The sequence below is a fragment of the Bacillus sp. F9_6S_D1_P_5 genome (assembly GCF_054823925.1).
In genome coordinates, this window is record NZ_JBTREW010000009.1 from 126,897 (window position 1) to 152,810 (window position 25,914).

General features: G+C 35.6%; 26 protein-coding genes, 3 other RNA genes and 2 riboswitches. Of the genes, 4 read left to right on the forward strand and 25 right to left on the reverse strand.

Translation table 11 applies throughout. The features are described 5' to 3' along the window. Window positions 1-265 precede the first annotated feature (265 nt). The 6 genes from ACUXEY_RS13275 to ACUXEY_RS13300 all read right to left on the reverse strand — a co-directional run bounded on the left by ACUXEY_RS13275 (window position 266) and on the right by ACUXEY_RS13300 (window position 5,208). On the reverse strand, window positions 266-406 hold the full coding sequence (locus tag ACUXEY_RS13275) for an FbpB family small basic protein (protein WP_048527108.1): 141 nt from the start codon (window positions 404-406) through the stop codon (window positions 266-268). A 512-nt stretch (window positions 407-918) separates the two neighbouring features. Next, window positions 919-1,785, reverse strand: a complete 867-nt coding sequence (locus ACUXEY_RS13280) for a 5'-3' exonuclease (protein WP_048527107.1) — start codon at window positions 1,783-1,785, stop codon at window positions 919-921. Window positions 1,786-1,914: 129 nt separating this feature from the next. Then, window positions 1,915-2,640 carry a P-type ATPase gene (locus tag ACUXEY_RS13285; RefSeq protein ID WP_088315193.1) on the reverse strand — a complete coding sequence of 242 codons (726 nt, stop codon included), beginning with the start codon at window positions 2,638-2,640 and terminating at the stop codon, window positions 1,915-1,917. Window positions 2,641-2,983: 343 nt separating this feature from the next. Further along, window positions 2,984-3,149: riboswitch (M-box (ykoK) riboswitch) on the reverse strand. 125 nt (window positions 3,150-3,274) lie between these two features. Continuing rightward, window positions 3,275-3,661, reverse strand: coding sequence for a DUF350 domain-containing protein (locus ACUXEY_RS13290; RefSeq protein ID WP_000606860.1), 387 nt, complete (start codon window positions 3,659-3,661; stop codon window positions 3,275-3,277). Then, window positions 3,658-4,893 carry a glutathionylspermidine synthase family protein gene (locus ACUXEY_RS13295; RefSeq protein WP_461300908.1) on the reverse strand — a complete coding sequence of 412 codons (1,236 nt, stop codon included), beginning with the start codon at window positions 4,891-4,893 and terminating at the stop codon, window positions 3,658-3,660. The genes ACUXEY_RS13290 and ACUXEY_RS13295 overlap by 4 nt, the downstream gene beginning before the upstream one ends. Before the next feature lie 3 nt (window positions 4,894-4,896). Continuing rightward, window positions 4,897-5,208 carry a hypothetical protein gene (locus tag ACUXEY_RS13300; RefSeq protein WP_000169021.1) on the reverse strand — a complete coding sequence of 104 codons (312 nt, stop codon included), beginning with the start codon at window positions 5,206-5,208 and terminating at the stop codon, window positions 4,897-4,899. Window positions 5,209-5,291: 83 nt separating this feature from the next. On the opposite strand from ACUXEY_RS13300, the gene ACUXEY_RS13305 reads away from it, so the two are divergent. Continuing rightward, a complete protein-coding gene (locus ACUXEY_RS13305; RefSeq protein WP_001235514.1) occupies window positions 5,292-5,741 on the forward strand; it encodes a hypothetical protein in 450 nt (149 codons plus the stop codon). Between the two features lie 54 nt (window positions 5,742-5,795). Here ACUXEY_RS13305 and ssrS (ACUXEY_RS13310) read toward each other — a convergent pair. The 5 genes from ssrS (ACUXEY_RS13310) to ACUXEY_RS13330 form a co-directional block, all read right to left on the reverse strand. Further along, window positions 5,796-5,979: non-coding RNA, 6S RNA (ssrS, locus tag ACUXEY_RS13310), on the reverse strand. A 21-nt stretch (window positions 5,980-6,000) separates the two neighbouring features. After that, a non-coding RNA gene (gene ssrS / locus ACUXEY_RS13315) (6S RNA) lies at window positions 6,001-6,183 on the reverse strand. Between the two features lie 116 nt (window positions 6,184-6,299). Continuing rightward, window positions 6,300-7,133, reverse strand: coding sequence for a sulfurtransferase (locus ACUXEY_RS13320; RefSeq protein ID WP_429602198.1), 834 nt, complete (start codon window positions 7,131-7,133; stop codon window positions 6,300-6,302). A gap of 2 nt (window positions 7,134-7,135) precedes the next feature. After that, window positions 7,136-7,408 carry a YpbS family protein gene (locus ACUXEY_RS13325; RefSeq protein WP_000451816.1) on the reverse strand — a complete coding sequence of 91 codons (273 nt, stop codon included), beginning with the start codon at window positions 7,406-7,408 and terminating at the stop codon, window positions 7,136-7,138. Between the two features lie 21 nt (window positions 7,409-7,429). Then, window positions 7,430-7,897 (reverse strand): GNAT family N-acetyltransferase, encoded by a 468-nt coding sequence (locus ACUXEY_RS13330; protein ID WP_461300909.1) that lies wholly within the window; start codon window positions 7,895-7,897, stop codon window positions 7,430-7,432. A gap of 72 nt (window positions 7,898-7,969) precedes the next feature. Between ACUXEY_RS13330 and ACUXEY_RS13335 the strand changes: the two genes are divergently transcribed. Next, on the forward strand, window positions 7,970-8,224 hold the full coding sequence (locus tag ACUXEY_RS13335; RefSeq protein ID WP_061666875.1) for a DUF3931 domain-containing protein: 255 nt from the start codon (window positions 7,970-7,972) through the stop codon (window positions 8,222-8,224). 3 nt (window positions 8,225-8,227) lie between these two features. On the opposite strand, the gene ACUXEY_RS13340 is transcribed toward ACUXEY_RS13335, so the two are convergent. Together ACUXEY_RS13340 and ACUXEY_RS13345 are read right to left on the reverse strand one after the other, a co-directional pair. Then, window positions 8,228-11,887 (reverse strand): dynamin family protein, encoded by a 3,660-nt coding sequence (locus ACUXEY_RS13340; protein WP_461300910.1) that lies wholly within the window; start codon window positions 11,885-11,887, stop codon window positions 8,228-8,230. A 194-nt stretch (window positions 11,888-12,081) separates the two neighbouring features. Then, window positions 12,082-12,237, reverse strand: a complete 156-nt coding sequence (locus tag ACUXEY_RS13345) for a hypothetical protein (RefSeq protein ID WP_166702210.1) — start codon at window positions 12,235-12,237, stop codon at window positions 12,082-12,084. Window positions 12,238-12,436: 199 nt separating this feature from the next. Here ACUXEY_RS13345 and ACUXEY_RS13350 point away from each other — a divergent pair, with 199 nt between their 5' ends. Next, the gene (locus ACUXEY_RS13350; protein WP_461300911.1) at window positions 12,437-13,600 is read left to right on the forward strand and encodes a DUF418 domain-containing protein; all 1,164 of its coding nucleotides are present in this window, start codon (window positions 12,437-12,439) and stop codon (window positions 13,598-13,600) included. A 16-nt stretch (window positions 13,601-13,616) separates the two neighbouring features. Here the strand turns inward: ACUXEY_RS13350 and pbuX are convergent, their stop codons facing one another. From pbuX to ACUXEY_RS13365, 3 genes are all read right to left on the reverse strand, one after another. Then, window positions 13,617-14,939: a xanthine permease PbuX gene (gene pbuX / locus ACUXEY_RS13355; protein ID WP_046958940.1), complete on the reverse strand. Its 1,323-nt coding sequence runs from the start codon at window positions 14,937-14,939 to the stop codon at window positions 13,617-13,619. A gap of 3 nt (window positions 14,940-14,942) precedes the next feature. Beyond that, window positions 14,943-15,536: a xanthine phosphoribosyltransferase gene (locus tag ACUXEY_RS13360; RefSeq protein ID WP_461300912.1), complete on the reverse strand. Its 594-nt coding sequence runs from the start codon at window positions 15,534-15,536 to the stop codon at window positions 14,943-14,945. Between the two features lie 107 nt (window positions 15,537-15,643). Continuing rightward, window positions 15,644-15,745: riboswitch (purine riboswitch) on the reverse strand. 116 nt (window positions 15,746-15,861) lie between these two features. Next, a complete protein-coding gene (locus tag ACUXEY_RS13365; protein WP_461300913.1) occupies window positions 15,862-16,608 on the reverse strand; it encodes a type I methionyl aminopeptidase in 747 nt (248 codons plus the stop codon). A gap of 602 nt (window positions 16,609-17,210) precedes the next feature. Here ACUXEY_RS13365 and mphL point away from each other — a divergent pair. After that, entirely contained in the window at window positions 17,211-18,107 is an 897-nt protein-coding gene (gene mphL, locus ACUXEY_RS13370; protein ID WP_001094257.1) for a macrolide 2'-phosphotransferase MphL, read from the forward strand. Window positions 18,108-18,147: 40 nt separating this feature from the next. Here mphL and ACUXEY_RS13375 read toward each other — a convergent pair whose 3' ends face one another. From ACUXEY_RS13375 to ACUXEY_RS13415, 9 genes are all read right to left on the reverse strand, one after another. After that, window positions 18,148-18,618 (reverse strand): GNAT family N-acetyltransferase, encoded by a 471-nt coding sequence (locus tag ACUXEY_RS13375; protein ID WP_461300914.1) that lies wholly within the window; start codon window positions 18,616-18,618, stop codon window positions 18,148-18,150. 45 nt (window positions 18,619-18,663) lie between these two features. Then, a complete protein-coding gene (gene ypwA / locus ACUXEY_RS13380) occupies window positions 18,664-20,181 on the reverse strand; it encodes a carboxypeptidase (RefSeq protein WP_461300915.1) in 1,518 nt (505 codons plus the stop codon). A 101-nt stretch (window positions 20,182-20,282) separates the two neighbouring features. Further along, complete coding sequence (locus ACUXEY_RS13385) at window positions 20,283-22,220, reverse strand: ATP-dependent DNA helicase (RefSeq protein WP_000493698.1); 1,938 nt, start codon at window positions 22,218-22,220, stop codon at window positions 20,283-20,285. A gap of 138 nt (window positions 22,221-22,358) precedes the next feature. Continuing rightward, the gene (locus tag ACUXEY_RS13390; protein WP_166702199.1) at window positions 22,359-22,541 is read right to left on the reverse strand and encodes a DUF3921 domain-containing protein; all 183 of its coding nucleotides are present in this window, start codon (window positions 22,539-22,541) and stop codon (window positions 22,359-22,361) included. Between the two features lie 61 nt (window positions 22,542-22,602). Continuing rightward, complete coding sequence (locus ACUXEY_RS13395) at window positions 22,603-23,742, reverse strand: THUMP domain-containing class I SAM-dependent RNA methyltransferase (protein ID WP_000521224.1); 1,140 nt, start codon at window positions 23,740-23,742, stop codon at window positions 22,603-22,605. A 180-nt stretch (window positions 23,743-23,922) separates the two neighbouring features. Continuing rightward, window positions 23,923-24,311, reverse strand: an RNA gene (gene rnpB / locus ACUXEY_RS13400) — RNase P RNA component class B. A gap of 87 nt (window positions 24,312-24,398) precedes the next feature. Beyond that, window positions 24,399-24,737 carry a cell division regulator GpsB gene (gpsB, locus tag ACUXEY_RS13405; protein ID WP_000622433.1) on the reverse strand — a complete coding sequence of 113 codons (339 nt, stop codon included), beginning with the start codon at window positions 24,735-24,737 and terminating at the stop codon, window positions 24,399-24,401. A 97-nt stretch (window positions 24,738-24,834) separates the two neighbouring features. After that, window positions 24,835-25,389, reverse strand: coding sequence for an SLOG family protein (locus ACUXEY_RS13410; RefSeq protein WP_048527093.1), 555 nt, complete (start codon window positions 25,387-25,389; stop codon window positions 24,835-24,837). Between the two features lie 56 nt (window positions 25,390-25,445). Next, window positions 25,446-25,895 (reverse strand): CotD family spore coat protein, encoded by a 450-nt coding sequence (locus ACUXEY_RS13415; RefSeq protein WP_461300916.1) that lies wholly within the window; start codon window positions 25,893-25,895, stop codon window positions 25,446-25,448. Window positions 25,896-25,914 lie beyond the last annotated feature (19 nt).

Sequence of the window (25,914 nt, forward strand, 5' to 3'; positions counted from 1 at the left end):
CTCTCCTTTCTTTTCATTCCAATTTTTCATATTAAAATGATTTATAGCGTAATTTTGAATGTATTGTAACATTTTTTGTAATATTATGAACAGCGAGTTTTTTATATTGGTATATGCCAATTTCAACCTCGAAAAATGAAAAAAATTGGTAGAAAAACACTATGAAAATATCTTGTATATTTACAAAAATTAAAGAGAGGAATATAGTTATTTAAATATAAAACAAAAAAAGATAGCCTTTATCGGCTATCTTTTTTTATTTTATTTAGTTGCTAGAGCCACTATATGCGACATGTCGTTTCTCAATTCTCTCTTCAATTTCTTTCATATTTTCTTTATTATTTAATAGTGATTGTTTATTTTCAATTAATAGTTGTTTAAAAGATTTTCTCACTTTTTTTCTCATTTTTATTGTCCTCCTTGGGGGATGGTTTATATAAAGTGAAACTTTAATCAGTGGGGGGTTTCTTCATCCCCCACTGATTATTAGCCTTCACCAATCGGACTTTTATGGGCAGTTGATCCCCCACCTAACTTCTTTGCTTTCGCTGAATTTTGAGGTGGGGGTCTTACTGCCCATTAAAGTGGGATAAAAGATAAAGAATTATCTGGTTGTTCTTATAATAATTGATTGTTGTGAATTCCATTTGAACTTCATATGAAAATTACGTTTATTTTCTGACAACTTTGTGAACACGAAAAAAGAGATCCTCCTAAAGCAGTTTTGTAATTGCTTCATTTCATTACATAAATCGCCATTTACGCCATCTTATATCAATTACCTTGTCGAAATATTTATATATATTTCTAACCAAGTTTCATATACTTTCGCTGACTTACACACTGTTTTCCAAAATAAAAAAGAAGGTGCCACCTAGTCAAAGTTCGACTCATGTAACATCCTTCTTTATAAACTATTTACAGCATATTGATTAATATTTCAGGTCTTCCCCAATTCATTTCTTCACAAACGAATCTTAGTTTTTCTTCATCCATTGTGTGTAACCCTTCTTCTAGTGAACATGAAATAGGAACTTCACAATGAATTTGCGCTAATTGTAATGAAATATTTAAATTCTCTAAATCACTTTCAATCTTCGTACGTTGTGCTTTCGTTAAAGATGCCACATTTTCTAGTACAGTTGCTACTGTACCATGCTCTTGAATAAGCTTATATGCTGTTTTTTCACCGATACCTTTTACACCTGGGTAATTATCGCTCGTATCTCCCATGAAAGCTTTTGCGTGCACGATTTGCCACGGTTCCACACCTTTTTCTTCCATAATTTTCTCTGGTGTGTAGTACTCGTAATTTCCAATTCCTTTGCGCAGAAGCATAACTGTAACATTCTTATCAACAAGTTGAAGTAAATCCGTATCACCTGTTAAAATGTAAACTTCTGCTTCATTACAGTATTGTTTTGCAAGCGTACCGATGCAATCATCCGCTTCATACCCTTTCATACCGATAACTGGAATAGACAATTTCGCAGTCATTTCTTGTACTAAATCAAATTGCGGAATTAATTCTTCAGGCGGCGCTGCACGATTCGCTTTATAATTTGAGAACGATTCTGTTCTAAATGTTGTACTTCCCATATCCCAGCATGTTACGATGTGTGTCGGTTCAATTGCTTGCATAGCTGTTAATAAATGTTTCATATAACCATGAATCCCGTTTGTAGGGGTACCATCTTGTCGTTTCATAAATTGTCCATAGACGCTTGTTGCATAAAAAGCACGAAATAATAGTGCCATACCATCAACTAATAATACTTTTTTCATAATTCCTCTCCTACCAAAAAAATAATAACCCCACGTCATCACGTAAGGTTATATAAATAGATTACCATTCTACGTTTTTCAACTTTGTCTATTATACATTGTTTTTGTATATTTAGCATCATTTACACATTAAGACGTTCTACTACAACAAGTATGAAGAATTCCTGAATACGTATTTTTTCCAGTCGAAACAACTACAGCTTTTGCATTTCCACCAACAATATACGTCCCTTTGAAACATACGTTTTCTAGTTCAAGTGGATTATAGTCTTTCATTCGTTTTAAAGGAATAAATCGTTTGCGCTCAAGATGATAGCAGCTTTCAAATTTCTCAACACTTGCATCGCTTCCTGTTAGCACAGATTCATTTACTAATAAATCATTTGCATAGATGATACGTACATCTGCTGGTACTGTATCACCCTCTGAAAGAAAAATCATATCTCCAGGAACAAGCTCTTGTACTGGCAAATTCATCATTTTCAATTCACCGTTTAACCCTGATACACTAGAACATTCTACTCGAGACACAGTAATTTTCTCACATTGTGATTTATCACATACATGTTGTTTTGAAAAACCTGGGATCATTCCACTTAGCTTCATCATAACTTCCGCAATACGCGCTCTTTTTGAAGTTAATTCATTTCGGCCGTATACTTGAATACGTTTTTGCGCCTCTTTCATAGATAATCCGTCTCTTGTTGTTTTAAAATACGCAAATACAGATTTTACATCTCTCGTTGCGATTTCAATTAATAAATCTTTATTTTTTTGAAGCAATGTTTGTTCTTTCATTGATTTTTTACTTAATTTATATGACGTGTTACCCACAGTTTTGTTTGCATATAACATATTATCGTCTCCTCCTTTATAACATAGGAAGAAACGCTTTGTTTCTCGATTTATCCACTTTACTGTAAAAGTGTCTAGCGCTTAAACGTACATATAAACGCTACATGATGATAAATATAGAGGGAGGAACAAGTCGTTTCCTGCCTACATCATATATTTTTGATTTGAAGTATATGGGTAACGGAACCGAGTCAGAATTTGACATGCTCCTCACCTCCTCGTTTAATTTTATAGTTTATACTATGATGTTACTCATAGCTTTGTAACAAAAAGACCCTTACTCCGAAAAGAGTAAAGGTCATGACATACACAAATAAACGATTCCTAATACAATTAGAAATCTACGGACCTCTCCCTCGCCGAGTTTTAGCACTGTATAGCATAGGTACATTACCAGCTACGTTAAGAAAAACCTTAATTCGATCATTCCTGTTGACCCATTGGCGTCTCTCGACATTTTTGGGCAGTAGCATTTCTCTATACAGGAGCCTCACCTAACAGAGACTTATTTTTATTACATAGAAAATGTTACTCTTATTTAAAATAGATGTCAACAGTAGCCTACAATTTTTTCAAAAGGTATAACAAACTAACGTAGACATAATAAAAAACTTTACGTTTAAACGTAAAGTTCTTAATAAGTGATACATCCAGCAATTACAATCCCAATGGAAAGCGATAAAAACATAAGAAAAAGACCGACTGCTTGATTATCTTCTTCAAGACTTTTGTTTATATTAAAGCGCGGTGTAAGCCACTCAGCTAAATAAAAGACGATAATTTGAGCTAAAATCCCAACTGCTCCCCACGAAACCATATCAAGAAGTGAAATAGAATTAGCTGCGGTTGAATATAAAACAATCGCTAACCCAAGTAATCGCCCTCCAAGCACATAGCTTACCGCCTTATTTCCTTGGGCCATTAACTTAAATTCTTTCACTTTCGTTGTCACTTCCATCAGGAATAGACCAATGCATAAAAGTCCAAGTGTGACTGCTAAATATAATAAAAAATTAATCATGTACTTTCCTCCTTTTTTATACCTACCGGTAAATAGTACGATTCATTACCCGTAATTTTTTCCCCAGCGCGAATACCGATACTACTCGCTTTTCCCGCAATTAAAAACGAACCAAATACATACGACAGTTTCTCCATCCCTTTCTCTGTTTCCAAAGATACGACTGGAAGTTCTGTATACTTTTGAAATATCGGCAGTGACGCTTTATACGTTTGGTGTACATTTTGAATCATAATATTTTCGTCCTTATCGCGAACGGTAATTGTATCTCCCTCTCTACCAAATGAAGGTTTTTGAACGAAAGAACCTTTTCCTAAAAATAAATCTGGTTCTAAATATGTAGGTAACATATATTCTTTAATCCACTCTCGTTCCTCATTTGTATAAAAGGCATCTTCTTCTGCTAGCCCCCAAATAAGACACTGAATTGATTTCGGCTGAAGTAAAAATGCTGACAAAGGATTTATAATAAAAAGCTTTCCGGCTTTTACGAGCTGCAACAACTCCACACCAACCAAATCTCCAGTTTCTGGATCTTGATCCTCAATTAAATCTTCTATTGGATATGTTTGGCGATATAAAACATCAATCTTTACTCCATCTCTATCCACTAAAGCATCTTTTGTAATTCTAAGTTCTGACATTGGTACTACTTTATTTTCAACATGGCATAAATGACTCAAATACATCGTCGTATTCCAATCCTCAATATGTTCATGATGTGCTGTAAAAACAACATTTGGGTTGTCTATTCCCTTTATCGCTTCCATTACAGCTTTTGTAACACCAGAAGATAGCAATCGCTCTTGACCCAAGTTTGGATCATCATACCCTAGCTTTTTACAAACTTCCCCATTCATTTGAAAGCATTCCATAATAAAGGTTGGTGTATCACTATTAAACTCAAGCATTTTTATTTGGTTTTCACCTGTTAAGACGAAATCAAATCGTGAAATAACAGATTCAGGATATAATCCTTTCATTCTAATGAATGATAAGCTCGCAGGGGGAAATCCAAGTTCAAGAAGCTGTTCGTCACGTAAATTACGCAAAAGTCTAGCAGTCTTAAAAAATATTTTCCCCATTCGTTCAGTTGCTAATTGCAATTGTTTCCTAGTCTCATTTGTTATAGAGAAAACATGAAACAAACTATACTCACTTTCATATAAATCCGACCAAAAATCCGGATATTTCGAATAAAACTCTTTTCGATCCCTTATGTATTGCGACATATGTTAGCCCCCAAATCCTCCCTTTGAACCGCTTCCAATTCCCCCTTTAAATTCGGCAGACGATTGATACGATTTAAACGCCGATGAATTTTTAAAAGTGGATTTATTTTGATAGTATCGCCCACCATAGAAATAATGCCCACGATAGCCTGAACTACTATCATCACACTGCCATACCCCAAGTTCATCATCCCAATCCCAATCTGAACAACTTTTATCATTCGGTTTTGGGGGAAGATCTTGCGCGCAGCCAAATAAGGTACCAGTCATTAAAGACGTTACCACACCACCAACTAGCCATTTCGTTTTTGTCACCTTCGCACTCCCCTTTTTAAATTCTATTCCTATTATATAGGATGTCATGATAAAGTAGAAGAAAAAGGAAGAAGAGGGATAAAATGCGCTTAGAATATCGACTTAATGATGAAACGAAAGGGTATCCAGCTTTATGGAACTATGCAAATATTTCTAATTCTGAAATCATCGCACGCATGACTTGTGAATATTTTATAAAAGATAAAAATACATATGTTGTCACTGCAACTTCAGTAGATCCAGACGGAACAGCAGTTATATATATTCAACAAGAAACTTTCTCTAACGATCCTTCAGATCCTACTTACTTCCACATCGGTTTTGAAATTAGGGAGCTAAAAGATACGAGTTCAAACTTGATTGAAAGTAAAGATGTATGGAACTATGAAGAAATTTTACCATCTCTTCATTCAGATATCATATATATTCAGCGCGACGGCATGCATATGGAGTTTACTTTAGATTCAAGAGAGATTGATGAAGACAGAAAATGCTATATTTATTATGGAAACTTCACAGGTGAATCGAGATAACATGAATATATGTATGCAACAAAAAAACCTTACGTATAAAACGTAAGGTTTTTATATAGCCCCACATATGCCGTTCTCTCTAGATGTCCATAAACCTGCTCTCACAGGTGGATGCTCTCACAAATGTTTGTAACTTCCTTCTTAAAAAGATGGCATGTTAGCTACATTTAAATATTGAACTTCCATATTAAACTTATTGGTTTAAGACATGCATAAGCTACGTACACCGTAGGAATTTTATATAATGTTAGTTGAAATAAGACCCCCGCACGTGCCGCTCCTCGTAAATGTCCAAAAACCCGCTACTCGCAGGTGGATGCCCTCACAGTTACCGTACATCTTCCTCCACAAGGAAGGCTTGATGATGGTCGCTAAATATTGAGCTTCCGTATAACTAACATCGGTTTTAGACATAAATAAGTTACGTACACCGCAGGATGTATTATTTACTTGTCGTTATATTATCACATTGTTTCTAATGTGTAAAATACAAATTTTTTCGAGCAATCTCTTACTTGTGACCTTATTTTAATACAAATTATTTTTGCATGCAAGTGATTAATCTTCTTCTTTTGCAATTTGATTTTCTGGATAGGAAATCCAATCACTCCAGCTACCTGCATACAATTTAACATTTTGGAATCCAGCTAATTTCAATGCAAGGATATTCGGACATGCTGTAACACCAGAACCACAATATACAATTGTTTCCTTATCTTTCGCAAGATTTTGGAATCGTTCTTGTTGCTGAGCTTCATTCTTAAATTGTCCTGATTGCAGCATTCCATCCTTCCAAAAATAGTTTACTGCTGTTGGAATATGTCCTGCTTTTGGATCAACAAGTTCCTCTACACCAGCATAACGTTTTGGCTCTCTAGAATCAATTAACGTAACATCTGCACCTGCATGAATATTCTCTTTGACCGTTTCCATCGTTACAAGCATATGATCTTGTACATTTGCTTTGAATGCTTTTCGTTTAGCAACAGGAATTTCCGTTGTTATCGGTAGGCCATTCTCTTTCCAAGCTGGGAACCCGCCATCTAATATATATATTTTCTCATGTCCTACATAATTTAATAACCACCAAAGACGAGAAGCATTTGCACCTGCTTGACTGTCATATGCAATCACTGTCGTATGTTCATCAATACCAGCTCGCGAAAGCTTGTCTGCAAACTCCTCAATATTTGGCAACGGGTGGCGACCACCATGTTCTGTTATAGGACTTGATAAATCTAAATTCAAATCAAAATATAACGCATGAGGAATATGTTCTTCTTCATACTTTTCTCTACCCCAATTAGGATTCGCTAAATCAAAACGACAATCGATTATACGGACGTTCTCATCTTCTATATGCTCACGTAACCATTCGACTGTAACTATCATCTTTAACGACCTTCTTTCTCTTGCAAACGACTTACATACTCCATGACCATTTCTTCTGTAACATATTTACGCTCTAGTGTAACACCATTTTTTGCAAGATCATTAATTTGCTTTGTTACAACATTAATGACATCAACCGAAAATTCTTTCCCATTTGACGCAAGAGATACGGCTGCTTCAATAGCTGCTTCACGCTGCGCATCTAATTGTAAACATGCTTTTACACTTTCATTTTGTTTACGAGAATGTGCTGTAATTGCTTTATGTACTTCCATCTTCTCTTCCCCCTAAATAAGTTATACGTTCTGATTTAATTCCATTGCAAGCCGAATCATATCACGGCATACAATCCCATTTTCAATAATCTCTTCTTCATAATGCTTCGAAAAGTAATCAAAATCAATAGAAAAAATACGAAATCCACATTTTTGATATAAAGCAAGTTGTGAAACACTAGAATTGCCTGTACCAACCTCAAGTTTTGACATACCATATCCTTTAGCAGTTTCTATGGCATGACTTAATAGCTTCTTTCCAATCCCTTTTCCTTGCAAATGCTCTACAACCGCAATATTCATAATTTCCATCGTCTTAGGCCTTGTTTCCAAAAGAACATATACACCGATAACTCTCCCCTCTTGCTTAGCTACATATGTTTTCCCTCTTTGTACATATGTATCAATTTGCCCTTCACTTGGATCAGCAAGCAATAATAAAGGCTTCGGTATCGCTTCTTTCGGAATAGGTTCTATTACTACACTCATAAAAAATTCCCCTTTCTCTATTGTTCTAAACCCTCCTTGTCTACCATAAGTAATAGAAAGGAGGGATTCATCATGGACAACAATGAGAAAAAATGCAACGTCATCTCTATTGATGGAAAGAAGAAGAAAAGCGACACGTATTCCTATCCAAAATTAGTAGTAGAAAACAAAATATATGAATTTTCTTCATTCGTCTTATGCGGCGAAACACCAGACGGCAGACGTCTCGTTCTTACTCATATGATTTCTACCGATGAATTTGCTGGTTTTGTCAAATCTTTAGATACAGTACTGCAAAAGAAAATTGAACGAATCTTTTTCTCATAACGACTAGATCACATAAATTTCTTTTTCAATCTCCACTAACTGCTTTTGCAATTGTTCTTTACTTTGTTCATATAGTGATACATCAATCGTTTCAGCCAATGCAAATAATATACTTTCATAATAGTTCATAACATCTTGCTGCATCACTTTTTGGAATAAGTTCCATTTCATATCCCACTCTTCCTTATAGTGATGAACAAATAAATCTTTTTCATCAGCTACATAGTTTGATACGAAAGGCTCTAATACAACTTTAGCCTCTTCTTGCATGAAAGCTTTATCATTTTTTTCAAAAAAGCTTTTTTCATTTTTAAAATGTGCCAATGCTTTTTTGAAATCTTTTATTTCAACTGAAGGGAACGGTTCTTTATGTGTAATATCTTTATATTCATATTCTACTGTTCCACTCATAGAAATTGATTCATTTTCTATTTTACAGTTCACCACAATTTCATTCTTTGCACGTTTCATCGCTTCATCTATCCATTTCTCAAGGCGTAATGATGTCGCACGCATTTCTTGTAATAAATCATACTGAATAAATGCTACTAATTCCATAACACATTGTTGCAACTGCACTTTTACATTTCCATCCGTTCGAAGAGATGCTGGATTAATAAATTCAGTAAACACATCGTTATAGCGTAGGAACAGACGCTGTTGTACGTAATAAAGCAATTCTTTCACTTCGTTTTGCATCGCCTGCTCTTCAGCAAGCACACTATATGATGAAATAATATGAAGTAGTTGATCACGCTCTGCTTCATATTTTTTCGTTTGCTTCTCTTTCTCTTCATTCCCTTGCTTTGCACCATTTATCATATTTACTAAAAGCTGACCTGCCCCTTGCAATGCACCATATAAAGCATGAACAGATACGAGCATTAAATCTCTCATCATAAAGGATGTAAATGATTCCTCGAACTTAGCAATCCCAGAGTTTTGTAAAATACCGTATTTCTCTTTTTCAATATGTTTTCCTTGTTTCTCTTCAAGCGCACATAAACTTGAAATTGCAAATAAACGCGGATTTCTAATACCGTATTGCAGTAGCTGGTCTGCGATATATCCTTTTACCATTTCAAGTTCTTCTTCAGACTCTGCTAAATCGGCCGCATTAATTAAGAAGAACATTTTATCAAGAGCAAAAGTATCCTTTACACGACCAAGCTGGATTAAGAATTCACGGTCAGCACGAGAAAACACATGATTATAATATGTTACAAATAAAATAGCATCTGCGTTCTTTATATACTGGAACGCAACGTCTGTATGGCGGGCGTTAATAGAATCCGCTCCAGGTGTGTCTACAAGCGCTACGCCTTGCCTTGTTAATGCACAATCATAATAAAGCTCCATGTACTCAACAAAACAAGATTTTTCTTCATTCGCTACATAATCAGAAAACTCTTCTAATGTAACTTGTACTTGCTCCCCTAAATGAGCAGAAACCGTATCATACCCTTTTTGTACCGCTCGTAAAAAGCTAAATGTTGTTTTTTGCTTTCCAGTTGGTGAAGGATATTTCATAACTTTATCAATTTGTGCTAACGCTTCATCTAACGTAGTAATCTCATAATGAAATAGCTTATAAACAGCTTTCATATCTTCTAATAAAGCTTGCTTTGATTTAAATTGAACTATTACTGTTCCGTGTGGTTTTTCTTCTGTAACCGGCAAAATTTGATTAATTGTTGCCGTCGTCGGATTTGGTGACACAGGAAGTACCTTCTCACCAAGCAATGCATTGGCAAAGGATGATTTACCAGCGCTAAAAGCTCCGAATAACGCTACTGTAAATTGTTTCGTTTCCACACGACGCCTTTTCTCTATTACCTCTTGTTGTACGTGCTTTAGCGCTGGCAATGGCTCTAATATCGTTTCAGCTTTCTTCACTTTCTCTAATATACGCTGAATATTTAAAGCTGCCGTTCCTTTTATCTCTTCCTCATGAGCCGCTACGTTATCATTTACAACTTCCTGCTCTTGTAGTGTGAATTTCTCACTAACAATTTGTTTCTTACTTTGTAATATCTCCCCTATTTGCAATCCTTCTGGTGTAGTAACACGCTCATGCCAAACATTTTGCAAATAACTTTCATACGTCTCCAAATTGTTACTGTATTGCAATTTCGTTTCTTTTGCAGTTTGCAACATCGCATATTTTTCAATCTCTTCTTCAATGCGAGCAACTGCTTCCTTCACTTTTTTCTTTAAAACGACTGCACTTTTATCAAAAATTTGCTGTGCTTTTGTAAAATAGCGTTTCTTCAGTTCATTCGCTACATCCGCTGTATAAAGAAGTAAGTAATCACCTGTGAAACCTGCCCCTTGTTTAATAACTTCAGCCAACATTTCTGGCCTAAAAGCAATCTCTAAAGCATATATGTCTTTCCCAAGTTCCTCTGTAAACAATCCTTCTTCTTTTAAGAAGGCAACAATAAACTCTTTCACATGGAAATCAAGTTGCGTTTCAACAGTCTTTTGCAAAGCAGAATAAAAAGCATCTAAACGTCTCTGTTTTTCTTGCTCCGTCTTTCCTTTCGCAAATAGCAAACCAACCTTAAACTTTGTTAATTTCGTTTCTAAATACGCATTTGCCAACTCTCTCATTTCAAATGGCATTAAATACGCGTTATCTAATATAGCTTGTAAGCTTTTTATAAATTCATTTCTCACATGAGACTCTTTACTAGCCTCGCGATGTTTCGTTTCCGTTAGCTCTTCTTTCTTTTCAACTATCTCTGAAATGGAAAGCGGTGATGCTAACTCTTCCTCATATTTCAAAAGAGCTTTTTCATTTTCGGAAAGAATAAACGAGAAATGTTCCCCCATTAAATATTCTGTTTCTCTCTCCATTCCATCTCTTACATACTGCTCTTTTTCTTTCATAATAGAAGTAATTAATGTTTCTAAACTTCCAATTTCATTATGTGGATGGTTCATCATTCGTAATGACGTATAATACACTCCATCTACTTCAATATCCCAATTAGAGAACGATTGTTTTACACTATCTTTATAATTTTCAAACGATAATTCGTTTTCTTTATGTTTATCTATTTGATTTACAACGAGATAAACCGTTTTATTACGTTGTTTCAATTCTTTAACAAATTGTAAATTCACTTCCGATTGGACGTGATTATAATCCATCATATAAAAAATTACGTCTGCTAGATGTAGCGTTGATTCTGTCGCTAGTTGATGGGCATCATCTGTTGAATCAATCCCTGGTGTATCAACTAACATAACACCTTCAGGAATTGGCGCATCATTCCGATAAATGTGAACACCAATTACCTCATCACCGTCTTTACAAATTTGTTTTAATTCTTCAGCTGAATATGCACCGTCATACTCGTACTGCTCTCCAGATTTAACTGTTACAACAACACGATCCATTCCTTTTTCAATTTTGACAACGTTAGCGCTTGTCGGAATCGGACTTGTCGGTAATAACTGCGCTTTATATAGATGATTCATCATCGTTGATTTCCCTGCAGAGAAGTGACCGCAGAACGCGATCATAAGCTGATTTTGTTTATACTTTTGAATCACCTCAAACAACTTTACACTATTCTCTGCATCGCCGTGTTTTTGCCACTCTTCATAAAAACAAACAAGTTTTTTCATACCGTTTGTCTGTACTATGTTTGTCATCCCCTTGTTCCCCTTTATCCAAGATGTATATACTTTTTCCCGCTATTTGCGAGCTCGTAATCATCAGGAGATACACCCCCTCATTGATTACAGTTTCACTTTACTATCATACTAAATTTTCAGCATATTCTCATTAAAAATAAAAAATCCCTTTCATTCTTTTTACAAATGAAAGGGATTTTATGTCATATCACTCATTTTGCTGTTCCTACTCCATTTAAAACATACTTTGCAATAACTGCATATACAGCGACTGTACCTGCTACTAATGCATATACCATACTGATGCACCAACCTTTTTTGATAATGATTATCACTTTTGAATACATTTTATCATTAAAGAGAATCATTATCAATACTTTTCATAAAGAAAGCCCCTTATAGAAAGGAGCTTTACTGCCTGTTTTGAAGAAAGTTAAAACTTGTTGTGCACTCTTATTATATCTCATAATACATATCTTAACAGTTTTAAAAATTGGAAATTACTTATATACCCTCCTCTTTACATTTTGTATAATAAAAGGGAATTACTTAACAAGGAGGAAAATAATGACACAAAACATTTCACAAGGCGAGAGGATACACTCCATCGATATTATTAGAGGAATAGCTGTACTAGGTATTTTTCTCGTTAACTGGCCTGTCATCGCTGGGATTGACTCAAGTGATCTTTCAGGAGTTTATGAGGGGCTAGATAGTTATATCCGTCTATTTTACGATATGTTTATTCAAACGAAGTTTTATACTATCTTTTCGTTTTTATTCGGCCTAGGCTTTTACATTTTTATGACTCGTGCTGAAGCGAAAACAGATCGACCAAATACCTTATTTGTTCGTCGCCTACTTATTTTATTATTATTCGGTTTCTTACATTACGTTCTTTTATGGGACGGAGACATTTTACATACTTATGCAATCGCTGGATTTTTCTTATTTTTATTTTATAAGAGAGAACCTCGTACCATTTTAGTATGGGCAATCGTTTTATTAAGTATTTTTCAGTTTTTCATGCTACTCGCTGGTATTATGATTGCATTCGTTCCGAAGGCAGAGTTAGGATTTTCCTTACCTATCATGCCACTTGAAGACTGGGTGTCACAAATACAAAATCGTTTCCATGCATTTTATGCTGACGGAATTGGACTAAATGCATTCATGCTCCCAGAAACAGTTGGGCTATTTTTACTTGGGTTATACGCAGGGAAAAAAGATATTTTCCGACGCACGAAAGAGTTAGATCCAAAGCTTAAAAAATGGCAAATTATTATGTTCATTTTAACATTGCCAATGTGGTTCTTCATGATCCGTTATTTCTTTTCAAAACCATCTTATGAACCGATTTATATGCAGGTCTTTACAATGTTCAGCGGAAAGACATTATTCATATTCTACATTTTCACGCTCATGCGTTTATTACAAAAAGAAAAATGGCAAACATTATTACGCCCGTTCCAATACGTTGGTCGAATGGCGTTAACAAACTACATCTCGCATACAATTGTTACGTTACTTGTATTCGGACTATTGTTCAAAAATGATTATCTTGCTCCATTATGGGTAGGACCACTATTCTGCGTCGGTTTCTACACGTTACAAATTTTTATTAGCCGCTGGTGGCTGTCACGTTATCAATATGGGCCACTTGAGTACATTTGGCGTCTTGGTACTTATGGGAAAATGATGCCACTTAAAAAGAAAAGCAAGGTCTCGTAACGAGACCTTGCTTTTTTTACGCTTCTCTTACCGCGCTTTGCATAGACACGGGCTCTTCTTTTACTTTCACTTTACGCTGCGGCACCATATTAAATACAATATTTAAAAGTACTGCTGACGCACTTCCAAGTACAATTCCGTTATCTGTTAAAATACGAATGCTTTCTGGAAGTTGTGAGAATAAAGTAGGAACAACTGTAACTCCAAGTCCAATTCCGACAGAGCATGCAACGATTAATAAATTTTCTTGTTTACCAAAATCAACGCTACTTAACATTTTAATACCATATGCCATTACCATACCGAACATTGCTAACATTGCACCGCCAAGTACTGATTTCGGAATAATTGTTGTAATAGCTGCGATTTTAGGAATGAACCCAAGAACGATTAACATACCACCACAAGTATAAATAATAACGCGATTTCTTACTCCAGTTAATTGAACAAGTCCTACGTTTTGAGAATATGTCGTATATGGAAATGCATTGAAAATTCCGCCTAACACCATCGCTAATCCTTCTGCGCGATACCCTTTTGTTAATTCTTTTTCACCGATCTTTTTATTGCAAATATCAGATAATGCAAAGTAAACACCTGTTGCTTCTACAATGCCTACGCAAGCAACTAAAATCATCGTAATAATTGGCGTCAATTCAAATGTTGGTGTACCGAAGTAAAACGGCTGAATACCATGGAACCAATCCGCTTCTCCAACTGCTTGCAAGCTTACTTTTCCCATAAATGCTGCAACGATTGTACCGAACAATAGACCTAGTAAAATAGAGATTGAACGAATAAACCCGTCAAAGAAACGATACATAATGATGATAAATAGTAACACACCAAATGCTAATGCTAAATTTTCAAGACTACCGAAATCTTTACTTCCTACTCCTCCAGCCATATCATTAATTGCCGCTGGAACTAGTGTAACTCCAATTACAGTAACGACAGATCCTGTTACAACAGGTGGAAACAGTTTTACAAGCTTTCCAAATAATTTCGCAAAAATAACAACGAATAACCCGGCGGCAATAATTGCTCCATAAATAGAAGACACGCCGTATTGTTTCCCGATTGCAATCATCGGCCCAACCGCTGTAAATGTACAACCAAGTACAACTGGAAGTCCAATACCGAAAAAGCGATTTGATAATGCTTGTAAAATTGTCGCAACGCCGCACATTAATAAATCAATTGAGACTAAGTATGTTAATTCTTTTTGATTTAAACCAAGTCCACCGCCCACAATAAGCGGAACGATAATTGCACCAGCATACATAGCAAGCATATGCTGCATACCAAGCGATGCGATTTTAAATGGATGTTGCTTCATCGCTTATTTCACCTCCGCAGTTTCATGCTGTACAAATGTAACTGTGCCGTTATCAAGTGATGCAATTTCTGCTAGTGACTCAACACGAACTCCTTGTTCACGAAGCTTCTTTCCTCCATCTTGAAATGCTTTTTCAATAACAATCCCAATTCCTGCAATACTGGCTCCTGCTTGCTCTACTAAACTCATTAACCCTAAAGCAGCCTGACCGTTTGCTAAAAAGTCATCGATAATTAAAACGCGATCACTTTTATCAATATGATTTCGAGATAATGAAATTTCATTCGTTTCTTGTTTCGTAAATGAATATACGTTTGCAACGTACATATTATCTTGTAACGTTAACGATTTACGTTTTCTTGCAAAAATTACTTTTACACCAAGCTCTAATGCAGCCATAACAGCTGGTGCAATGCCTGAAGATTCAATCGTCACGATCTTTGTAATGTTCTCTTCTTTAAAACGTTTAGCAAATTCTTTTCCGATTTCTTGCATAAGTACTGGGTCAATTTGATGGTTTAAAAAAGCATCTACCTTTAATACGTCACCAGATAAAACCTTTCCTTCGTTCAAAATCTTTTCTTGTAATACTTTCATGTTTGTTCCCCCTCTTATGCAATAAAAAAACTCCAAAAGCCGCCACCACTCGTTACAAGTGAGAGACGCGCTTTTGGAGTTTCGCAAAAAAGAATGCTAAACAAGCAAATATATTCGTCCTCACTCATAGTCAAAGTATTTACGGTACTTCGGTAGAAACTTGCAGGCCATATCCCCGCGATTATATGAGTGTAGCTAACTATTTATTTTATAGATGGATTATAACGCACTTTTTATACTTTGAAAAGTATTTATTAACAAAACACGTACAAATTTTATCAAAACATCATTTTCGTTCGAGTTTTGTAAACTCTTACATATTATTTCAAAGCGCCGTTAAAACGATTGGCCCATCTTTTGTAATCGCAATTGTATACTCATATTGCGCTGATAATTTCCCGTCCATCGTTCTTGCAGCCCATCCATTTAAATCTACTTTCGAATATCGCATACCTACATTTACAATTGGCTCAATTGTAATTACCATTCCTTCTTGCAGCTCAGGCCCTTGTCCTTGTTTCCCAAAATGAAAAATTGCTGGTTCTTCATGAATCTCCTTACCGATTCCATGTCCCGTAAAGTCTCTTGCGACAGAAAAGCCTTCATTTGCTACGTAACTTTCAATTGCATAGCCAATATCTCCAACATGATTACCGATTACCGCCTGATCAATTCCTTTATACAATGCATTCTCAGCTACTAACAATAACCTTTCTGCTTCTTCTGAAACATTTCCAACTCTATACGTCCAAGCAGAATCTGAAAGACCACCATTTAAGTTTACTACCATGTCAATTGTTACAATATCGCCCTCAGTTAAAGGTACATCCACCGGAAACCCATGACACATTTCATCGTTTATAGATGCACATATCGCATATGGATACCCGTTATATCCTTTCTGCTGAGATATTGCACCATGCTTTTCTAAATATGCTTCAACAAACGTATTAATTTCTTTTGTCGTAATACCTGGTTTCATCATTTTTGCAATTTCCCTATGACATGAAGCAAGTAACTTCCCGGATTCGTGCATCAAATCTATTTCATTTTTCGTTTTAATTGTAACCATGCTTACCTCTACCTTCCTTGCTAAACTTACTATTTGCTACTAATACAAATCCTCTTCCAAAACTTCCAATTATAAAAGCTAACATCATTTCTTCTATTTTCCGAATGTAAATTTTTATTTAATTCATTTTTACATATTACATCTAGTATTTTTTGTTGATGTTTACTTATAAACAAAGTATAGTAACACTATACTATTAAAAGGAGGATTGTTAAAGATGATGCATGCAGGAAGACTACGTCAGCAAACTTTGAACAATAAGTAACTTAATACGTTCAAAGGCTCTGTTTTCATAAAGCAGAGTAAACGGGATTAGTCTGCACATTTTTAATAATCTTCAACGGAAGAATACACTTTCCATATGAAGAAAGGCAGATATACATCTGTCTTTTTTTCGTATATTTTTTTGATACAAAAAGAGACGTTTTTTCATTATATCCTCGTTTACTCTTAACCACAGACAGAAGCCCGTCTGTGGTTTTTTTATGATTACATTTTCTTATATCTTGCTACTTTAATCATATGGATGTAGTTAGAAACAATTCGTAACAGAAAACGTATGAAAACATTGAAACCTAAATAAACATTTGGAGGAAATCAAAATGAATACACTTAAAGTGAAACAATTAGCAAATAAGGAAGGACTAAATATATTAGAAGATTCAATAGAAATCAATGAATCTGGCGTTGACTTTCAAGTAGCACACGTCAAAGAACAAAACGGGGATAAATGGATACTACGAATTCCTCGTAGACGAGAATCTATGAGACATGCTCTACGTGAAAAAGAAGCATTAGAAATCATGAAAAAACATGCAGAATTCCAAGTTCCTGATTGGTCTATATTTTCTGAGGAACTAATTGCTTATAAACAACTAAGTGGCGTTCCTGCCGCTACTATCGATATAGAACAACAAGGTTATATATGGACCTTTAACGAAAAGGATGTACCAACTGAATACTATATTTCCTTAGGAAAAGTTTTAGCGAATTTACACTCATTACCTCAGCAAAAATTTAATAGTATAGGTGTTGAAATTCTTACTGCTAATGAATTAAGAACTTCTATGAAACAAAGGATGAATCGAGTGAAGGAACAATACCACATCAATCAAAACTTATGGGATCGTTGGCAAGCATGGCTAGCTGAAGACTCTTTTTGGCCATCTCACGTAGGAGTAAAGCATGGGGATATCCATCCAGGTCATATCCTGATTGATAATAAAAATAAGGTAACTGGCTTAATCGATTGGACAGAAGTAGGGATAGGTGATGTATCTATAGATTTCACATCGCATTATCTACTCTTTGGAAAGGATGGACTAACAAAGTTAATTCACTCTTATGACAACGCTGGCGGTAAAACTTGGTCAAGAATGGATGAACATATTATCGAACTTCTAACAACGAGTAGTATTACTGTTGCTGAATACGCTCAAGTGTCAGGTTTGAAAGACATGCATGAAATAGCTGTACACATGCTATCAACTGAAAGTTAATGAAGTTGCAAAAAACAGAAGAACCCTCTTCTGTTTTTTGTTATTTTTCACATATATAATTCATTTTCAAAAACTCAAAACAACTACCATTCGTCTTCTGTATAAACGTTCCAAATGCTTCAAATCCTGCCCTTTTATATACTTTAATAGCTCTTTTATTAAATGTCGCTACTGATAACGTTATATAATTGCATCCGTATTTTTCTTTAATAAAAGCTAGTCCAGCATTTACGAACTGTAAACCAAATCCATTTCCAGTTATATCAGGTTTCATTCCAAGACCTATATCAATCGTTCCATCACTTATTTTACAAACAGTAAAAAATCCAACGAGAATGCCATCTTCATTTACAGAAAATGTATAATCCCCTCTACCCTCATCATGTAAAAACTCAGCTAAATCTTCTTCATCTGCCTCTATATCGTAAAAGGAATATTCCCCTTCATAATGCCAGTTATATGCAATTTCTTCTGCTTCTTCTTGCGTCATTACTGTATATGTATAAACCATTCTTCTATCCCCCTAAAAAAAGAGCTGCAATTAAGCAGCTCTTTTTTATAACTCATAAATTTCTTTATACTTCACTTCTAAATAATCTGCTAAGTAATTTGCATTTAACCCTTCGCCTGTTACATCTTCTAAAATTTCAAGTGGCTTTTTCGTTTTACCATATTGGTGAATATGTTCAGTTAGCCATTCACGAATTGGCGTTACGTTTCCTTCTTCTAATAATGCATCAAAGTTCGGAATATCTTTTAACATTCTTTGCTTAAACTGTGCTGCGTACATATAACCAAGCGCATAAGATGGGAAGTATCCAAATGAACCACCAGCCCAGTGAACATCTTGCAATACACCTTGTGCATTGTTTTCCGGACGAATTCCTAAATATGCTTCCATCTTATCATTCCAAGCCGCTGGCAAATCTTTCACTTGTAATGTACCATCAAATAATTCTTTCTCAAGCTCATAACGAACCATAACGTGAAGCGGATATGTGAGCTCATCTGCTTCTATACGAATGAACGATGGCTTCGATTCGTTAATCGCATCATAAAACTCATCTACTGATATATTATTGAATTGACCATTGCTATACTCTTTTAATAAATCATAGTTTTTCTTCCAGAATGATTTATTACGACCGATAAAGTTCTCAAAGAATAACGATTGTGACTCATGAATACCCATAGATGTTCCACTACATAGCGGTGTACCTTCAAATTTTTCTGCAATATTTTGTTCATATACAGCATGACCACATTCATGAATTGTTCCAAACACAGCCATACGGAAATCCTTTTCGTCATAGCGTGTCGTAATACGAACATCCCCTCTATTTAATGTAATCTCGAATGGATGCACCGTTTCATCAAGACGACCTGCTTCAAAGTCATAATTCAACTGCTTTAATAGCTCTAATGTAAAGTTCTTTTGTTTTTCTTTTGAAAAATGTTCTGATAAAGCACTTGTCTTTAATCTCTTTTGTGACTCCGATATTTCTTTTACAAGCGGAACGATACGCTCACGAAGTTGACCAAATACGTGATCTAACACTTCTACTGTAATACCCGGCTCATACATATCTAATAATGTATTATATTTGTATGTTTCGTAACCCCAATATGTAATAAATTTCTTTTTAAATTCAACTATTTGTTCTAAATACGGACGGAACATTTCGAAATCAGACTTTTCGCGGGCTTCTTCCCACACACTTTCCGCTTTCGCTTCTAATTTCACATACGCTTCATATTCCGCTTGTGGAATTTTTTTATTTCTATCATATTCTTTACGACACTCTTCAACCATTTTCTTCGTAGTTTCAGAAAGTTTGTCTTCACTTATTAAAGCTTCAAGCTCTGTTAAATAATTTCCCATCTCATCTGAAGTCGACATAGCAAACACTTCTGATGAAAGCATACCAATTACTTCTGAACGCTGGTCCACACCTTTTTTAGGCGCACCTGTTCTTAAGTCCCAAAACATTAAGCTTAATGCTTCTCCGTAATTTTGTATCTTCTTCACATATGTTAAAAATTGTTTTTCTACTTCATATGTAGCTACTGTCATCGTATAAAAACCTCCCTTTTCTACCTCAAACTTAATTCGACATGAAAATCTAAATTCCTTTTATAATAGAAAAAAAGCTTGGCAAGCGCCAAGCTTTCTCCTTATAATTCTTTACCTTCTACCGGTAGTACGTTTTTCACCGCTTCTATCACTTTCTCATCTTCTGTATCAGATAAGAAGATTGAAATAGCACCTTTATCGTCACTCGTACGAATTAAACGACCAATGCCTTGACGAAGACGTAAAATCATATATGGTACATCTACATCCCAGAACGGATCATTAACATGTTTACGCTTCGCTTCAAACACCGGATCGTTTGGAGGGAATGGTAATGACCAAATGATAACATGTGATAATGATGAACCAGGAATGTCTAAACCTTCCCATAAATGAACGGCACAAAGTACAGTCTCTTCTTCATTTTGGAAGCGAGAAACGAGCTGACTAATTTCTTGATCCCCTTCATATAGGAACGGAACTGACATTTGTTCTTTACTTACATATTCTTTAAACGCTGCAAGCTCTTGCGTTGTACGGAATAATACAAGTGTACGTCCATTTGTTTTTTGTATATTTTCAAGTGTATATTGACACTTTCTTTCCCATTCATTTTCTTTCGTATGCGATAGTAAGTTTACTGCCATTTGCTCCTCATAATCAAACGGTGAGGCAACTGAGAATGATAAGTAATCTTTTACCCCTAAGCTATTTGCTGTAAACGCGAATGAATCGTTATTAGATAATGTAGCAGACGAGAAGATATACGGGATTTTCTTCGAGAATACTTTCTCTTGTAACACTTCTTCAACTGCACGTGGCATAATGACTAACGTGAAGGCTCCATCACCTTCTTCGCCCCATGTAATTACATTTTTCTCGTGCATGAACAGACGAAGTGAATGTTCTAACACATCTAAATGTTCATCAACGATATTTAAATCATACGTATTTACTGTATGCATTTCACTTTCAAATACTAATGCATCACCGACTTCACCAATTTTCGCATAAAGTCGTTTTGCTTCAGCTGTTACTTTTTCTGTCACAGTAATTTCTAAACGGTCCGAACCGGCAATTTCCTTTTTATTTTCTTGTAACACATCAAAGAATCGCTCTGTTTGCCAAATTGTTTCTTCTACTAAATGTGCAAACTCTTCACGAATATCATTTTGTAATAATCTCGTTAAAAGCTGCTCCATCATCGTTTGCTTTAAACGATATGTTAAAGCTTTTTGAGCTGCATATTCTACAAGATGTCCTTCATCGAATACAACGCAACTACTTTCTGGTAATAATGGAATTTGTCCTTCACGCTTACGAGCATCGTACGTCCAAATATGATCCATATAGAAATCTTGAGAACAAATAATTAAATCTGCTGCTTTACGATAATGTTCACGTGAAAGAGTTTGACCGCAACGATGACGAGAATCACAAGTGAAGCAATCTTGGAAGTAATCCCAATTTACTTTTGACCATTCTTCGTCATTTAATAGTGGAAATTCTTTTCGGTCACCGTAGTGAGTAAAGTTTTGCATCGTACCATGATCGAATACGAATTGCGGTAATTCATAATATACGTCTTCAATTACTTCTGGAGCTCGTCCACTCATTACATCTTCAAGCTTACGTAAACATAAATAATTATCCATTGATTTCGCAAGTCTTACATCTACTGATAAGCCTAACGCTTCAGATAATTTCGCAATGTCTCCTTCTTCTTTCACAAGCTGCTCAATTAACGTTTCATCTGCACAAGCGATAATAGCTGGCTTTCCAGTATAACGCGCATAGCAAATTGCATATAGAAGATATACAATTGTTTTCCCTGTTCCTACACCCGCTTCTGCAAACATTACTTTCTTTTCTTGGAAAGCACGCTCTAATTGAAACGCCATAAAAATTTGTTCATCACGCTCTTCAAAGCCTTTTTCCGGAAGGATGTCGTAAAACACATCTCCAATCCACTCATTCAACTTATCATAAAAATTATCTTGTTTTCCTACTTCAAATGGTAATCTCTTCTCAGTAAACATCCTTAGCCTCCAACCAAAAAGTTTTTCTATAAAAAGATATAGCAACCGCTACTCATATGTATGCAGTCACTTTCCCCTGTTGCAATACATAGAAATACACGAAAAAAAATTTTCCTTTCGAAAAAGGAAAATTTTCTTCTATATTAATGACTTTAAATACCGTTTATCAATCGCTGTTTCATGTGAAAGAGCTGACAAATATTCTTCTTGTGCTTTTTGTATTTCATCTACAACCACACCTTGGCTATCCACTTCTTTTCCGAGCTCATCATACGTACGGTGAATAGCTTTTTGAATCATTGATAATTGGAAACTATCCATATCAGTTCCTCCTTTACGCAATACATAATAGCCAGTATATGCGCGCTGGAGGAGTTTTATACTATGAATTACGCGGTGGACGTTTTCCGAAGTATTGGTAGTAATCTGTACGGATAAATCCGTTAAATAGTTTACGTTTCTTCGATGCATCTTTTCCGTAACACTTCTCAAATGCTTCGTAACTTGTTAATACATACGCTGACCATGTATCTAATGGACGGAATACTTGTCCCATTTCTTTGTACAATTGTTCAACAAGTGCTTTTTCACTTAAACGTTCTCCGTATGGAGGATTCGTTACAACATAGCCATAATCCTCTTTTGTCGTGAAATCTTTTACTTGCATTTGTTTAAATGTAATTAAATCACCTAAACCTACTTCTTCTGCGTTATCTTGAGCAACTCGAATCATACGATGATCGATATCTGATCCAATAATTTGCAGTCGTTGATCATAATTCGCCAAATCTTCAGCTTCTTGACGAGCTTCACGCCAGTTTTGTTTACCTACCCAGCCCCACTCATCTGATGCAAAGCCACGATTAAATCCTGGTGCGATATTTTGTCCAATTAATGCTGCTTCAATCGGAATTGTACCTGATCCACAGAAAGGATCCACGAAAGGACGATCTGGCTTCCAGTTTGTTAACTTAATTAAAGACGCAGCTAATGTTTCTTTTAATGGAGCTTCCCCTTGATCCATACGGTATCCACGTTTATGAAGCCCAACACCACTTGCATCAATTGTTAATGTTGCAATATCCTTAAGCATTGCAATCTCAATGCGGAATAGCGGACCATCTTCTTCAAACCAAGTTGTACGTTTATACGTTGTTTTTAATTTTTCAACGACAGCTTTTTTAACGATACGTTGGCAATCTGAAACACTGAACAACTCAGATTTCAAAGACTTACCAATTACAGGGAATTCCCCATTCTCTGGAATATAATCTCCCCAGTTTAATGCTTTCGTTTTCTCAAACAGCTCATCAAATGTTGTCGCTTTGAATTCGCCAACTTTAATTTTCACACGGTCCGCAGTACGTAACCATAAGTTCGTGCGACAAATCGCCTTTTCATCTGCTTCAAATGTTACTTTGCTGTTTTCTACTTGGCATTCATAACCAAGATCACGAACTTCTCGGGCAACTAACGCTTCAATACCCATTGCCGCTGTTGCGATTAAAGTAACTTTTCCCATTTGCATTCACCTCTTATGTATATTCAAACAATAATTAATAGCCATTTATCCTATTAATCATTACATTTTACAAAGAATTTTCTCATTAACCATTTTAACTCATAAACTATAACTTCATACAAATAAAAAGCCCTCCTCTAACAAAGGAGAGCTGAGTTATTTCATAGTTGGTTCATAACGTTCTGTAAGCCATGTTCTGTTCCTTTGTACTGCAAACGGCCCACGCCTCGTACTCCGGTGGCAATCATCTATCTACAGGTTATACAACCTGTCCTTTCCCATCGTTCATTTCCTTGGAAAAGATTCCCCTACCATTATTTGGGTTTCTCGCTCGTGGGGTTTACCTCGTTCCACTCCTATCATTTCTTCAAGGACTTCGTCACTGTGGCACTTTAAAGGTAGTCAAACCATATCCGAAGACTTAGGTTTTTTCCCTGCCGTTAAACCAGCCTTACAGCCAGAATACCCTAGCTTATGAATTGGCTAGGCACGAACACTACAGCCATCTCAGGCCGTGCGAGCATGGACTTTCCTCTACAACGTTGGCGTTGCAGCGATTACCCAAACGTTATGACATCCATTAGTATAGTGGAAACAAAAAGATTTTGCAATGTTTTTTTCTATGTAAAATGCTTTAACCTTTTTACCACTAGAATTTATTCGTATAACTTACTTCCAAATACAGCTTTTTCTAAATTAGATAGACGTTTTAAAATGTCCGTATTCGTGTTGTTATATACAGGTTGTGCAACTGGTGTTTGTACAACTGGTTGTTGTGGCACTTGTGTTGCTACTAGTTTTTGTTCCTCTAATTCACGCTTTAAACGAGCATTTTGTTGCTTTAATTGCTCAAATTCCTTGTGGAAAGCTTCATAGTCTTTAATGATCATATCAAGAAACTTGTCTACTTCTTCTTGTTGATAACCTCTCATGCCTGTTTTAAATTCTTTTTCTAAAATATCTTTCGCCGTTAATTTAATTTTATCCGAAATCATTTTCTTCACCTCAAATTTTTGCCAAAACTTTCATTACCTAAATTTTTTCAGAAACAATGCCTTTTGTCAATCATATATACGAGTACTATATTACATATTACTCAGCATTATTCCACTGTTCCTCTTCTATTATATCTTGTAAATCGGAAAAAAGAATGAAATAACTGTGATAATTTTCTATTTCTCCTTTTTTCTTTGCTGCTTCTACAATATATTTAGGACTCCCTGGTTTCTCTTCATCATATACAGCTAAAAGTGCATCACTTTTTTCAATAAAAAATTGATTTTTTAATTTAAATTGCTCCGGGCTTTCGTACTTCCGTTTCGTAATACTATCAATATGGTCTGCTTGAGAGAGAATAAATTCGTAATATTCACGGTTATCTTCCTTCCAGCTTTCTTCTTGTTCTAAAAAAGGAGTAAATACCGCTAATTTTAAATCTGGATATTCTACTTGAATTTCAAAAACAACTTCAGCAGCCCATAATTCTACTCCTAACTGCCCACTTATTATGACCCATTCCAAACCTTCTTCTACAAAAGTAGTTAACTTTCGGTGCAATGCTTTTTTTATACATTCCACCCCTGGATGATCATTTTTAAATATACCAAGTTCAAATGGCTTATATCCCGTTACAGCAATAACTTTCATATCAACACTCCAATTACAAAAAAAGAACTAGCATTTCGCTAGTTCTAACATATCATTTACTTTTTAAATATTCCACCAACGTTTGGTCCGATATTTGGACCTACTGGTGATACATTTGGTCCTGGTCCAAATGGTGATACATTCGGCCCTGGTCCAAATGGTGATACATTCGGTCCTGGTCCGAATGGAGATATTTGATGGCCGTGGTGATGATGACCATGGCCACACGGTCCACATCCGCCGCCAAATCCACCGCCAAATCCACCAACAGATCCTGGATTAACAGGGTCTACAACATTTACATTCGAGTTTGTTTGCGGGAAGAAGTTTTGGTTTTTAATTTGTTGATGATGTACATGTGTTGTATGTGTTGGGAAGATGTGTGGCACCACCGTTGTTGAAAAAGAGTGTGTTACGCATTGTTTGGTCGGATGAACGACAGGAGCAGTTGTACAAATAGGTCCTACAGGCTTATGCCCTCCAAAGCAAGGATGACAATGATGCATAGTTTTTTCTCTCCTCTCT